At 65.5% G+C, this 13,714-nt stretch carries 12 protein-coding genes; 2 read left to right on the top strand and 10 right to left on the bottom strand.

Translation table 11 applies throughout. The features are described from left to right. Positions 1-324: 324 nt before the first annotated feature. The 8 genes from hutG to ACLFKU_RS32900 all read right to left on the bottom strand — a co-directional run bounded on the left by hutG (position 325) and on the right by ACLFKU_RS32900 (position 9,773). Positions 325-1,137, bottom strand: a complete 813-nt coding sequence (gene hutG / locus ACLFKU_RS32935; protein WP_410851902.1) for an N-formylglutamate deformylase — start codon at positions 1,135-1,137, stop codon at positions 325-327. Positions 1,138-1,187: 50 nt separating this feature from the next. After that, on the bottom strand, positions 1,188-2,573 hold the full coding sequence (locus ACLFKU_RS32930) for a formimidoylglutamate deiminase (protein ID WP_410851901.1): 1,386 nt from the start codon (positions 2,571-2,573) through the stop codon (positions 1,188-1,190). Between the two features lie 21 nt (positions 2,574-2,594). Continuing rightward, on the bottom strand, positions 2,595-3,824 hold the full coding sequence (hutI, locus tag ACLFKU_RS32925) for an imidazolonepropionase (protein WP_410851900.1): 1,230 nt from the start codon (positions 3,822-3,824) through the stop codon (positions 2,595-2,597). A gap of 84 nt (positions 3,825-3,908) precedes the next feature. Beyond that, positions 3,909-4,538, bottom strand: a complete 630-nt coding sequence (locus tag ACLFKU_RS32920; protein ID WP_410851903.1) for a HutD family protein — start codon at positions 4,536-4,538, stop codon at positions 3,909-3,911. A 29-nt stretch (positions 4,539-4,567) separates the two neighbouring features. Continuing rightward, entirely contained in the window at positions 4,568-6,256 is a 1,689-nt protein-coding gene (gene hutU, locus ACLFKU_RS32915) for a urocanate hydratase (protein WP_410851899.1), read from the bottom strand. 81 nt (positions 6,257-6,337) lie between these two features. Further along, the gene (hutC, locus tag ACLFKU_RS32910; RefSeq protein ID WP_368585546.1) at positions 6,338-7,033 is read right to left on the bottom strand and encodes a histidine utilization repressor; all 696 of its coding nucleotides are present in this window, start codon (positions 7,031-7,033) and stop codon (positions 6,338-6,340) included. A 25-nt stretch (positions 7,034-7,058) separates the two neighbouring features. After that, positions 7,059-8,579 (bottom strand): histidine ammonia-lyase, encoded by a 1,521-nt coding sequence (gene hutH / locus ACLFKU_RS32905; RefSeq protein ID WP_368585545.1) that lies wholly within the window; start codon positions 8,577-8,579, stop codon positions 7,059-7,061. A 270-nt stretch (positions 8,580-8,849) separates the two neighbouring features. Further along, positions 8,850-9,773, bottom strand: a complete 924-nt coding sequence (locus ACLFKU_RS32900) for a LysR substrate-binding domain-containing protein (RefSeq protein ID WP_368585544.1) — start codon at positions 9,771-9,773, stop codon at positions 8,850-8,852. A 104-nt stretch (positions 9,774-9,877) separates the two neighbouring features. Here ACLFKU_RS32900 and ACLFKU_RS32895 point away from each other — a divergent pair, with 104 nt between their 5' ends. Together ACLFKU_RS32895 and ACLFKU_RS32890 are read left to right on the top strand one after the other, a co-directional pair. After that, complete coding sequence (locus tag ACLFKU_RS32895) at positions 9,878-10,792, top strand: NAD-dependent epimerase/dehydratase family protein (RefSeq protein WP_410851898.1); 915 nt, start codon at positions 9,878-9,880, stop codon at positions 10,790-10,792. A gap of 132 nt (positions 10,793-10,924) precedes the next feature. Beyond that, entirely contained in the window at positions 10,925-11,107 is a 183-nt protein-coding gene (locus ACLFKU_RS32890) for a hypothetical protein (protein WP_368585542.1), read from the top strand. A gap of 91 nt (positions 11,108-11,198) precedes the next feature. Here the strand turns inward: ACLFKU_RS32890 and ACLFKU_RS32885 are convergent, their stop codons facing one another. Further along, on the bottom strand, positions 11,199-11,945 hold the full coding sequence (locus ACLFKU_RS32885) for a DUF899 domain-containing protein (protein ID WP_410851897.1): 747 nt from the start codon (positions 11,943-11,945) through the stop codon (positions 11,199-11,201). A gap of 179 nt (positions 11,946-12,124) precedes the next feature. Next, entirely contained in the window at positions 12,125-13,522 is a 1,398-nt protein-coding gene (locus ACLFKU_RS32880; RefSeq protein WP_410851896.1) for an NCS2 family permease, read from the bottom strand. Positions 13,523-13,714: the final 192 nt, after the last annotated feature.

The raw sequence follows: 13,714 nt of genomic DNA, 5'->3' as shown, positions 1-13,714 counted from the left end.
GCATCGAGCAGGAAGGTAAGGTGGTCGCTCAGCATCGCGACCAAAGTTAACAGCTTGCCGTTCTGTTTACAACTCCAACCCTAAAAACAAAAATGCCGTTCAGGTCTTAACTGAACGGCATTACCGCTTTCGCGGGGCTTTTTTTCATGGCGCGCCGCGTCGTGAAACAGCCGGCGCACGATACGCTGTGCGCGCTCGACGCCCAAACCATTCCATATGATCGCGCCGATGTGCAATCACGGACACAAGCTGTTACACCTTCGCGATCCGCTACGCGATGCACGCCGACGGGGCCTGCGAGGCACCCGTCAGGACACCTCTGCGTCAGGCGGCTTTCACGCGAGCGAGCGCCGTCGTCACCAGCGCTTCGAGCAGCGGCGCGACCTTCGCGGCGAGGGCTTCATCGTACGCATAAGGCAAGCGCTCTTCCATGTACGTGATCTGCGACAGTTCGAGTTGCACCGCATGCACGCCCTCTTCGGGCTGACCATATTGGCGCGTGATATAGCCGCCCTTGAAGCGGCCGTTCGCCACCGCCGTATAGCCGCCGTGGCGCTCGACCAGCGCGGCCAGTTCGTCAGCTAGTCCCGGCGCCGCGCTCGCACCGTTCGACGTGCCGAAGTTGAAGTCCGGCAGACGTCCGTCGAAAAAACGCGGCACGCGCGAGCGGATCGAATGCGCTTCCCACAGCAGCACCTTGCCGTGCTTCGCCTTCAGCGCCGCGATCTCGCCGGTGAGCGCGTCGTGATACGGCTTCCAGTACGCGTCGCGACGGCGCGCGACTTCGGCGTCGTCGGGCAGATGGCCGTCGCGATAGAGCGGCTCCTTGTCGAACGTATCGACCGGCAAGAGACCCGTGGTGTCCTGCCCCGGGTACAGATTCGCGCCGTCGGGCGGACGGTTCAGGTCGATCACGTAGCGCGCGTAGGTCGGTGTGAGGAACGACGCGCCGAGAACCTTCGCGAATGCGTAGAGGCGATCGAGATGCCAGTCGCAATCGTCGGTGCGTTGCGCGACAGGCGTCATCGTCGCGGCAATGTCGGCGGGGATTTGCGTGCCCAGATGCGGGATCGAGATCAGCAGCGGCAGGCTTCCCTGGTGCAGCGAGAAAACCGGCGTGAGGTTCGAAGCAGTCATGTCAGTCCGGAATCAATGGGATCGGAGAATCGGTTCGGCGCTCGTCGCCATTATTTGAGCAGTTCCGCGAGCGCCGCGCGATAGCGCGCATATGCGCCCTCTTCGTCGCGATGCCGGCGATCGTCGACAACCTTGATGCCGCCCGCATAGGCGTCGCGGATCGGCGTATCGCCGTGCTCGCAGAATACAACGCCCGACAGCCACGCTTCTCGCTCGTGCTCGGCGATGCTTGAATGATCGGCGTCGAGCACGAGCCAGTCCGCGCGATGGCCGGGCTGCAACGCACCGACCGCGCGGCCGGTTGCGCGCGCGCCGCCGTCGAGCGCAGCCGCATACAGGCGGTCCGCGACATGCGGAGCCTGCGCCGACGCCAGCACGTTGCGCTGCCGGCGCGTCAGACGCTGGCCGTATTCGAGCAGACGCAATTCGGCGCGCCAGGCGACGCCGATATGGCTATCCGAGCCGACGCCGATGCGGCCGTGCGCACCGAGATAGTCGTACGCGGGGAAAATGCCGTCGCCGAGATTGGCCTCGGTGGTCAGACACAAACCGGCGACCGCGCCGCTCTTCGCGAGCGCGAGCGTTTCGTTCGCATCGACATGGGTCGCGTGCACGAGACACCAGCGGCTGTCCACGTCGAAACGATCGAGCAGCCATTGCACCGGCCGCGCGCCTTCGGTTTCGATGCACGCGTCGACCTCGGCAGTCTGTTCGGCGATATGGATATGCACGGGCGCGCTCGCGTCGATGCCGTCAAGCAGCGCGCGCAACGATGCTTCCGATACCGCGCGCAGCGAATGCGGCGCCACACCGTAACGCAGTGCCGCATGTTCGGGGCGCGCGGCGCGCAGCGTGCCGAGCAGATCGAGCAGGCTCTCGGGCGTATTGATGAAGCGCCGCTGATCGTCGCGCGGCGCCTGCGCGCCGAAGCCGCTGTACTGATACAGCACCGGCAGCATCGTCATGCCGATACCGCTCGCCGCTGCCGCATCGACCACGCGCTGCGCAAGCTCGGCCTGATTCGCGTAGCGCTGGCCGTCCTGCGCGTGATGCACGTAGTGGAACTCGCACACCGACGTATAGCCCGCCTTCAGCATTTCGATGTAAAGCCACTGCGCGACGCTCGCGAGGCCTTCCGGCGTGATGCGCGCGGCGAAGCGATACATCAGGTCGCGCCACGACCAGAAGTTATCGGTCGCGTTGGCGCGATATTCGGTGAGCCCCGCCATCGCGCGCTGAAACGCGTGCGAGTGAAGGTTGGGCATGCCTGGCATCAGCGGGCCGGCCGCTTTCGGCACACCGGCCGGCGCTCCAGCTTGATCCGGCGTGACGGCGCTCAGCGTGCCGCGCGCGTCCCATTCGAGCAGCACGTTGCGGCGCCAGCCCTCGGGCAGATACGCGTCGGCGGCGAACAGCGATTGATTGGATTGCGTCATCTCTCAGGTTCTGGTTCGGGTTCAGGTCACACTCGACCCGCGCCGCGTATAAACGGTTTCGCCCGCGCGCACGACGCGCGCGCACAACGGCCGGCCAATCCAGTAAGCAAGCTCGGCCAGCGAATCGACCGACCACACCGCGAAGTCGGCCGCGCGACCCACCTGCAGCGCACCGTGCTCCCCGGCTTTGCCGAGCGCGCGCGCCGCATGCGTCGTGACGCCTTGCAGCGCCTCGGGCACGGTCATCCGAAACAGCGTGCTCGCCATGTTCATCATCAGCAGCAACGAAGTCGCCGGCGACGTGCCCGGGTTGCTGTCGGTCGAAATCGCGATCGGCACCTCGTAGCGCCGCAGCAGTTCGAGCGGCGGCAACTGCGTCTCGCGGATGAAGTAGTACGCGCCCGGCAGCAGCACCGCGACGGTGCCCGCTTCCTTCATCGCGGCGACGCCGGCTTCGTCAAGAAACTCCAGGTGATCCGCCGACAGCGCGCGATGCCGCGCCGCGAGCGCGGCGCCGCCGGCGTTCGACAACTGCTCGGCGTGCATCTTGACCGGCAGTTGGTAGCGCGCGGCCGCGTTGAACACACGCTCGCTTTGCTCCAGCGAAAAACCGATGCGCTCGCAAAACACATCGACCGCATCGACGAGGCCTTCGTCCGCGAGCGCGGGCAGCATCGTGTTGCAGACTTCGTCGATATACGCGTCGGCGCGGCCCGCGAATTCGGGCGGCAGCGCGTGCGCGCCGAGAAACGTCGTATAGACCGTGACCGGATAGCGCTCGCCGAGTTGTCTCGCGACGCGCAGCATCTTGCGCTCGCTCGCGAGATCGAGACCGTAGCCCGATTTGATTTCGATCGCCGTCACGCCCTCGGCGAGCAGCGGTTCGAGCCGCGCCGCCGCTTGCGTGAACAGCGAAGCTTCGTCCGCGGCGCGCGTCGCACGCACCGTCGACACGATCCCGCCGCCCTGTCGCGCGATTTCTTCGTAGCTGACGCCCGCGAGCCGCTGCGCGAATTCGTCGGCGCGCTGGCCGCCATACACGAGGTGCGTATGACAATCGATCAGGCCCGGCGTCACCCACGCGCCGCGCAGATCTTCGCGCGGCCATCCGGCGTATTGCGCGGGTAACTCGGCGAGAGCGCCGAGCCACGCGATGCGGCCGTCTTCGACGGCGATCGCGGCATCGGCGAGCGTGTGGCGAGGATCGCCCTGCGGGCACAAATTCAGGTGATGCCAGACGGTTTGCTTCATCGCGTGCTCTTTGCCGCTCGTTGCGTGTCTGTGGATTGGTTGGCCGTGATGGAGCGCATGCAATGCCTCATCACGTATGAATCGTCATCGCGTGTAGCGGATCGTGATGGCGAGCAACGCGCCGTCGCCCGTTAGCGTGCAAGCGAGCGCGCTCGGCCCGTCGACGCGCAGCGCGTCACCGGTGTCGAGCCGGACCGCTTGCGCGTGGTCCGCCGTCAACGCGACCGTGACCGCGCCGCCCGCGCAAAACAGCAGCGCCACGTCGCCATCGAGCACGCGCCGCTCATTCTGCTTTGCGCCGACACGCCACACGTCCAACTCGCCCTGCGCCACGTCACGGCGCACCATCAGGTTGAAGTCGCGCGTCGCGCCATCGACGAGCCGTGCGTCGATGCGCGTCTCGCCGCTAAAGCGCGCGAGATCGAGCGGCTGTCGCAACACGTGCGTGTTGACGACGCCCGCATCGCCCAGCTCATCGAGCAGCATGCCTGCGCCCGATAGCAACACGAGCGTCCGGTCGACGCCGTCGAAGCGCGAGAACGGCCCAGCCTGCGCGACATCGGCGACGCTCACGCGCCACACGAAGTCGGCGCTCGCCGCGCCCTGCCCGCCGCCTGGCGACGGAAACGCCGCGACCTCGCGCGTGACGCCGCCGCCGTTTTTCCACGGCGCCGCCACGAGCTCGGCGCCGCGAATCAGCGTGACGTTTTCCATGTCGCCCGCGTGGTGGGCCTGGGTCACGATCAGCGGCCCAGCATCGGCAGATTGAGGCCAGCCTCGCGCGCCGTTTGCTGCGCGAGTTCATAGCCCGCATCCGCGTGACGCATCACGCCGGTGGCCGGATCGTTCAGCAGCACACGACCGAGGCGCTGGTGCGCGGCTTCGGTGCCGTCCGCGACGATCACGACGCCCGAGTGCTGCGAGAAGCCCATGCCGACGCCGCCACCGTGATGCAGCGACACCCACGATGCACCGCCCGCAGTATTGAGCAGCGCGTTCAGCAGCGGCCAGTCGCTGACCGCGTCCGAGCCGTCCTTCATCGATTCCGTTTCGCGGTTCGGGCTCGCGACCGAACCGGTGTCGAGATGATCGCGGCCGATCACGATCGGCGCCTTCAGCTCGCCGTTCTTGACCATTTCGTTGAACGCCTGGCCGAGACGATAACGATCCTTCACGCCGACCCAGCAAATCCGCGCCGGCAAGCCCTGGAACGCGATGCGTTCGCGCGCCATGTCGAGCCAGTTGTGCAGATGCGGATCGTCGGGGATCAGTTCCTTGACCTTCGCATCGGTCTTGTAGATGTCCTCGGGGTCTCCCGACAGCGCGACCCAGCGGAACGGGCCCTTGCCTTCGCAGAACAGCGGGCGGATGTACGCCGGCACGAAGCCGGGGAAATCGAACGCGTCTTCGACGCCCATTTCGAGCGCCATCTGACGGATGTTGTTGCCGTAGTCGAGCGTGGCCGCGCCGCGTTCCTGCAGCGTCAGCATTGCCTGCACCTGCCTCGCCATCGACTGCTTGGCCGGCGTGACGATGCTGTCCGGCGCGGTCTTCTGACGCTCGCGCCAGTCTTCCACCGTCCAGCCCTGCGGCAGGTAGCCATGGATCGGATCGTGCGCGCTGGTCTGGTCGGTCACGCAGTCCGGCGTGATGCCGCGCGCGACGCACTCGGCGAACACATCCGCGGCGTTGCCGAGCAGCCCGACCGAGATCGGCCTGCCGGCCTTCTTCGCTTCGTCGATCATCGCGAGCGCTTCATCGAGCGTCTTCGCTTTCCTGTCGACGTAGCGCGTCTTCAGACGGAAGTCGATGCGCGTCTCGTCGCATTCGACCGCGATCATCGAGAAGCCCGCCATCGTCGCCGCGAGCGGCTGCGCGCCGCCCATGCCGCCGAGGCCGCCGGTCAGAATCCAGCGGCCCGCAGGCTCCCCGTTGAAGTGCTCGTTCGCGACCGCGAAGAAGGTCTCGTAGGTGCCCTGCACGATGCCCTGGCTGCCGATGTAGATCCAGCTGCCCGCGGTCATCTGGCCGTACATCATCAGGCCCTTGCGATCGAGTTCATGGAAGTGTTCCCAGGTCGCCCAATGCGGCACGAGGTTCGAATTCGCGAGCAGCACGCGCGGCGCGTCCGCATGCGTGCGAAACACGCCGACCGGCTTGCCCGATTGAATCAGCAGCGTTTCGTCTTCGTTCAAATCCTTCAGCGACGCGAGGATCTGGTCGAAGCAATCCCAGTTGCGCGCGGCACGGCCGATGCCGCCGTACACGACGAGCGCGTGCGGATGCTCGGCGACTTCGGGGTCCAGATTGTTCTGGATCATCCGGTACGCGGCTTCCGCGATCCAGGTCTTGCAGGTCTTTTCCGCGCCGCGCGGTGCGCGGATCGTGCGAGTCGGATCAAGACGCGGATCGATGTGTTTCGGATTGTTCATGGTGTCCCTCGGAATGCGTGACGATGTTCGATAAAGATTCGGCGAAGACGAAAAAGCGCGAAAAAGCGCGAAAAAGCGAATTCAGAAATGCCCAGTGAAGCGGTAACGGGTGCCCGGGTGCCACAGGTTCGCGATCGAAGCGACCGCGCCTTGCGACCACGTGCGCCGGTGCAGCACCAGACACGGCTCGCGTTCGCTCATGTTCAACAGCTCGCGCGTGATGTCGTCGGCGGCGAGCGCCTCGATGCGGTACTCGACGCGCTGCAGCGGCGCGACGCGCATGAGGTACTGGTTCGGCGTGGTGTTCGTGAAGTCCTGCAGCCCGTATTCGGGCGCGACGGCCGGATTGACCCAGCGTTCTTCGAGCTGCACCGGCTCGTCGTTTTCGAAATGCAGCAGACGCGAATGAAACACGGGGCTGCCCGCGCTCACCTGGATCTCTTCGGCGAGCGCCGCGTCGGCGATGCTGGCGCCGATGTTCAGCACCTTCGCCTGATAGCGGTGACCGCGCGCGACGATTTCATCGGAGATGCTGCGGATCGCCACCAGGGTCGACTCGTACTTGGGCCGGGCGACGAACGTGCCCGAGCCTTGTACGCGTGTCAGCACCTGCTCCGAGGTCAGCTCGCGCAACGCGCGGTTGACCGTCATGCGCGCAACGCTGAACTCGCGCGCAAGCTCGTTTTCGGAGGGCACCTGATCGCCTTCGGCCCATTCGCCCGCATGGATGCGCGCGAGGATGAAGTCCTTGATGCCCTGATAAGCGGGTGCGTTCATTGTTTCGATCCGCGCTCTCGTCGACTCATTGTTCCGACACGAACGAGAACGGGCTCAGCTTCGCGACCGCGCCGGCCTGCACGAGCTTCGTGACCGCCGCAATATCCGGTGCGAAGTAGTGGTCGAGCTCGTAGTGCGCGACATCCTTGCGCACGAGGTCCATCACCTTCTGCAAGCTCGGGCTGGTCTTGTGCGGCGCGCGCAGATCGACGCCCTGAGCGGCGGCGAGCAGTTCGATCGACAGGATGTTCGCGGTGTTGTCGGCGATATCGCCGAGCTTGCGCGCGGCGAACGTCGCCATCGACACGTGGTCTTCCTGGTTCGCCGAAGTGGGCAGCGAATCCACCGAGGCCGGATGCGCGAGCGTCTTGTTCTCCGACGCGAGCGCGGCAGCCGTCACGTGCGCGATCATGAAGCCCGAGTTCACGCCGCCATCCTTGACGAGGAACGGCGGCAGGCCCGACAGCGTCGCGTCGATCAGGAGCGCGATGCGGCGCTCGGCGAGCGCGCCGATTTCCGACGCGGCGAGCGCAAGGTTGTCCGCCGCGAACGCGACCGGCTCGGCGTGGAAGTTGCCGCCCGACAGCACCTCGCCGGTGTCCGGGAAAATCAGCGGATTGTCGGAAACCGCGTTCGCTTCTGTCAGCAGCGTTTCGGCGGCCTGACGCATCTGGTCGAGACACGCGCCCATCACCTGCGGCTGGCAGCGCAGGCTGTACGGGTCCTGCACCTTGTCGCAATCGGCGTGCGACACGTTGATCGCCGAGCCTTGCAGCAGCGAGCGATAAGCCGCGGCCGCGTCGATCTGGCCTTGATGGCCGCGCAGTTCGTGAATGCGCGCATCGAACGGCTTGACCGAGCCCATCGCCGCATCGACCGACAGCGCGCCGGCGACGAGCGCCGTGCGGAACAGGTCTTCGATCGCGAACATGTTGTACAGCGCGAGCGCGGTCGACGCCTGCGTGCCGTTCAGCAGCGCGAGACCTTCCTTCGCCTGCAGCGTCATCGGCTTCAGGCCGACGAGCGCGAGACCTTCGGTGGCCGGCATGCGCTCGCCCTTCGCGAACACTTCGCCGACGCCGAGCAGGATCGCCGACATATGCGCGAGCGGCGCGAGGTCGCCCGAAGCGCCGACCGAACCCTTGACCGGGATCACCGGCAGCACGTCGGCGTTGAACAGCGCGATCAGCGCTTCCATCACTTCGCGGCGGATGCCCGAGTGGCCGCGGCCGAGGCTCGACAGCTTAAGCGCGATCAGCAAACGCACGACCGGGCGCGACATCGGCTCGCCGACGCCGACCGCGTGCGACAGCACCAGATTGCGCTGCAGCAGTTCGAGCTGATCGCGCGGGATGTGCGTGCTGGCAAGGCGGCCAAAGCCGGTGTTGATGCCATAAGCCGGCTCGCCCTTGGCGGTGATGTCGGCGACTGCCTGCGCGCACGCGTCGATGGCCGCGTGGCTCGCGGGATCGAGTTGCAGGGTGACCTGCTCGCGTGCGATCTGGCGCAGTTGCGGGAGGGTCAGGTAGCCGGGCTTCAGAATCATGGTTGTCGTCCTGTCTATACAAGTTCAAATAAGTCTAGCCGGCGAGTCTTGTATATACAACTTCTTTTTCGAGATTTCCTGCCTGGGGATTTCCATTATTTGCGGCGTGGTTCGGCGCGGAATCGGCAAGTTTGGCCGTGGGTCGCAAGCGGCGATGCGAGACGCATGGATCGGCGTGGGCTCTGCGGCCGACCCACAGTTGTATATACACCTTCGCGGTACGGGTCGGCCGATATCTGAGTTATAGGAGAGAAGGCGCCGCGACGCGGATCAGAGCTTGACCCGCGCCGCGATGAAATCGAGGAAGCACTGCACACGCCCCGCGAGCGATGCGCTCTGGTAGTACACCGCATGCACCGGCTGCCGTTCGTCGACGAGCAGGTTACCGAGAATCGGTACGAGGCGGTTGTCGCGCACGTCGGCGGCAGTCATGAAGTCGGCCAGACAGGCGATGCCCCAGCCGCTCAGCGCCAGTTGCCGCAAGGTTTCGCCGCTCGATGCGGTGATCGACGGTTCGATCTTCAGCAGCGCGGCTTCGTCCCGCGGTCCCTTGACGCGCTTCGTTCCGCGGCCCCCTTCCCTCAACGGCCAGCGATTCAGATGCTCCGGCGCCGTAAAGCCGATCAGCCGATGCGCGCGCAATGCATCGAGCGTGGTCGGCTCGCCATGCTCGGCCAGATACGCCGGGCTCGCGAGCACGCGCAGCCTGCTCTCGCCGAGCGCGCGCGCATGCAGCGTCGAATCCTGCAGCGCGCCGATCCGAATCGCGATGTCGACCTTCTGTTCGAGCAGATCGACGATCCGCTCGTTGCTGGTCAGTTCGAGCCGGATCTCCGGATACAGCGCCGAAAACGCGGTCATATGCGGCGCCACGCAATGCAGCATGAACGGCGACGCCGCATCGACGCGCAAGCGCCCCGACGGCCGTTCGCGACCGCGCGCGACCGACTCCTCGGCCTCTTCGAGCGCGTCGAGAATCGCGCGGGCGCGGCGCAGGAACGCGTCGCCTTCCTCGGTCAGATGCAGACGCCGCGTCGTACGCCGCACCAGCGCGGTGTCGAGCTTCTGTTCGAGGCGCGTTAGCGCGCGGCTCACGCCTGAGACGGTCTGACCCAGCTTCTCGGCCGCCGCCGTGATCGAACCGCTGTCGATCACGGTGACGAATACGAGCAATTCGTCCGTGGAGGTTTTCATTATTGATTTCGAATCAAGATTGATTTGAGACTAACACGCTTTTTGCGAGAATCCGCGCGAGCGATACTGCGCACCTGTCCCAGCATTTCCCTCAGGAGAACGTCTTGAAGATTTTCGTTACTGGCGCAAGCGGTTTTATCGGCGGCTCGATCGCGGCGCATCTGGCGCGCGCCGGCCATCAGGTGCGCGGTCTGATCCGCAAGCCCGAACACAGCGCCGAGTTGCAACGGCTCGGCATCGAGCCGGTCATCGGCACGCTCGACGACCGCGCGTTGCTGATCGCCGAAGCGCAAGCGGCCGACGCGGTGATCAACGCCGCGAGCAGCGATCACGAAGGCGCGGTGCGCGCGCTGATCGACGGACTCGCGGGTTCGGGCAAGGTGTTCCTGCACACGAGCGGTTCGAGCATCGTCGGCGATGCGTCGGGCGGCGAAGCCGGTGAAGCGCGCATCTATCACGAGGACGCGCTGCCCACCCCGACCGCCGACAAAGCCGCGCGCGTCGCGATCGATCAGCTGGTGCTCGACGCCGCGCAACGCAACGTGCGCTCGGCCGTGCTGTGCAATACGCTGATCTACGGTCACGGCGCGGTGGCCGGCAGCGCGAGCGTGCAGTTGCCGCGGCTCGTGCGCCAGGCGCAAAAGAGCGGCGTCGTGCGTCATGTGGGCAGCGGCGGCAACATCTGGTCGAACGTGCATATCGACGACGTCGCCGAGCTGTATCGTCTCGCGCTCGATAAAACCCCTGCCGGTACGTTCTATTTCGTCGAAAGCGGCGAAGCGTCGTTCAGCGACATGAGCGCCGCGATCGCGCGCGCGATGAAGCTCGGCGCGCCGCAAAACTGGCCGCTCGAAGACGCGAAACAGGAATGGGGCTACGAAATGGCCTCGTACGGTCTCGGCTCGAATAGCCGCGTGCGCGGCGAACGCGCGCGCAAGCTGCTTGGCTGGCAGCCGCGGCGCACGTCGGTGATCGAATGGATCGAACGCGACATGATGGTGCCGCAAAGCGCCGTCTGACGGGGCTTTGCGCGCTTCACGCACCGTAAACTGTGTAAGCGCGGCCGTTGCGAATCCGTAAGCTCATTTCGCTAGAATCGCGGGCACCTGACGGTGCGATTGCACCGTCGCATCCCCGCTCCGATTCGACCGATGAGCTTCGCGCTGAACTTCGACTGGCTGACCAACCTGATGGCGATTCTGTTCGTCGTCGCGTGTCTGTACGACACGCGCTACGACGAATACGGCGTTCTGACGCTGGCCGCCGCGGCGATGAGCCTCATCGTGATGGCGATGGAAATATTCCTCAAACCCGCCTTCGACATGGCGCTGTAACGAGCTTTGCAACGCTGATGCAGCGCGAGGCAGCGCGCCTGCTTAGCGCGGCGCGCGCCCCCCACCCTCCGCGTCGACCCGCTTCACCGCTTCACACCGTGTACGATCCGCAGGCCGGGCATGCGGCGCGCGCGTGATCGTCGTAGCGGTCGTGATGCCTGACCCAGTCGGTCAGATTGCTCTGCTCGTTGCGGCCTTTCGGCGCGATGTCCAGCAGCGCGTAGGTGTTCACGAAGCGCTCGTCGCCGCGCGCGTAGCACGAGTACGTGTGGTACACGTCACCGTTTTCGTCCTTGTAGAACACGCTGTGGCCATGCTGTTCGTCGATGCCGACGTCCTGCTCGGTGAAGTTGTAGAACGCCTTTTTGCTCGCCAGCTGCTCGGGCGTGAACGACACGTGGTAGTCGAAATTGAAATCGCTGCCGCTCGACGAAACCCACGGAAACGACCATCCCATGCGCCGCTTGAACGCGTCGATCTTCTCGAGCGGCGCGTGCGATACCGTCACATAGCTGACGTCGTGATGGACCAGATGCGTGAGAATGCCGGTCATATGGTCCGAGAGGAACGAGCAGCCGACGCAGCCCTCCTCCCAGTCCGGGCCCAGCATGAAGTGATAAACGATCAGCTGGCTGCGGCCGTCGAACAGTTCGGCGAGCGTCTTGCGGCCGTCAGGCGTATCGAACGTATAAAGCTTGTCGACCTTGACCCAGGGCAATTCGCGGCGCTTGCGCGCGAGTTCGTCGCCGGCGCGCATATGCGCTTTTTCGTCGGCGAGAAGCGCGCGGCTCGCGGCCAGCCACTCTTCCCGGCTGCCGATGCGATGTTGCGGTTCCATCTGCGTCTCCTTTCCTGCGCATGCAGGACTTGACCATAAGGTTATGGTTTAGAAGCGCCGGCGCGGAAGTCAAGGACAGGTGGGCACCCAGGACCGGACAAAAAGATACGCGGCACGCCGCGGACCGAACCGCGACGCACCGCGTCAAGGTGGAGAACCACGACTACCTGCAACGAAACTCAGATCGCCCAGCCGCCGAGATAGAACCCGACCAGCACCACCGCGATCGCTACGGTGCCGACATTGAGCTTGCGATACTCGCCGCTGACGACGCGTCCGATCACGAGCGTCGCGAAGCCGAGCATGATGCCGGTCACGATGTTCGCGGTCAGCACGATGAACACCGCGCACACGAGTCCCGCCATCGCGTCGACCATGTCGTCCATATGCAGCTTGCTGACGTTCGACAGCATCAGCAGCCCGACGTACATCAGCGCGGGCGCGGTCGCGTACGAAGGCACCAGCGCGGCGAGCGGCGAGAAGAACATCACGACCAGGAACAGCAGACCGACGACCGCCGCCGCCATCCCGGTCTTCGCGCCCGCCGCGACCCCGACCGTCGATTCGATATACGCGGCCGCCGGCGCGCCGCCGAGCAGGCCCGAGAAGATCGAGCTCAGCGAATCGGCGGTCAGCGCGCGGCCGCCGTTGATGATGCGGCCGTTCTCGTCGAGTTGTCCCGCCTGACCGGCGACCGCGCGGATCGTGCCGGTCGCGTCGAACACGGCGGTCATCACGAGTGCGAGCACGCTCGGCAGCACCGCCATCGACAGCGCGCCTTTCACGTCCATCGCGCCGATCAGCGACGCATGACCCGGCGCGCTCAACGACGGCACCGCGAAGACGCCGTGGAACGCGACGGCCGGATCGATCGCGAGCCCGATCGCCGAGATCGCGACGATCACGATCAGGATCGAGCCCGGCACGCGCCGCCGCACCAGCCCGAAGATCGCGGCGAGTCCGGCGACCGACATCAGCGCCGGCAACGCCGTGATATTGCCGAGCGACACCGGCAGCCCCGCGCCCGGATTCTTGACGACGAGACCGACATCGTTCGCGGCGATCAGCAGCAGGAACAGGCCGATGCCGATGCCGGTGCCGTGCGCGATGCCGGTCGGCAGATTGCGCAGAATCCACGAGCGCACGCCGGTCACCGAAATCGTCGTGAACACGACGCCCATCAGGAACACCGCGCCGAGCGCGACGTTCGGATGCAGGCCCTTGCCGAGCACGAGGCCGAACGCGGTGAATGCGGTCAGCGAGATCGCGCAGCCGATCGCGATCGGCAGACGCGCCCACATGCCCATCAGCAGCGAGCCGAACGCCGTGGTCAGACACACGGCGACGAACACCGCGCTGGTGTCGAAGCCCGCCTTGCCGAACATGCCCGGCACGACGAATACCGAATAAACCATCGCGAGGAAGGTCGTGATGCCCGCGACGATCTCCTGGCGCTGCGTGCTGCCGCGCGCGGAAATGTCGAAGTAGCGGTCGAGAAAGCCCTTACCGCGCAATGATCCGGTGTCGAAGGATTCGCTCGCGACGTCGGAATTCGCGAGGGCCTGGGGTTCCATCATGATGAGTGCCTCCTTTATCAGCGCGCTGAAACGGCCGCCAGCGCGGCCGTCATCAGGTTCGTCTCGTGGATTTGTTGGTGTGGGTAACGCTTTTCTGAGTCGAAATGTAGGTGAAGAGAACTATGCGTCCAATCGCATGTATGGCATGCCGGGCATGTCGCGCGACTTATAACTTTTGCGTGACGGTCGCTC

It is taken from the genome of Paraburkholderia sp. EG304 (assembly GCF_046543485.1).
Classification (GTDB): Bacteria; Pseudomonadota; Gammaproteobacteria; order Burkholderiales; family Burkholderiaceae; genus Paraburkholderia; species Paraburkholderia youngii.
This window is presented reverse-complemented; position numbering and strand designations above follow the sequence as displayed.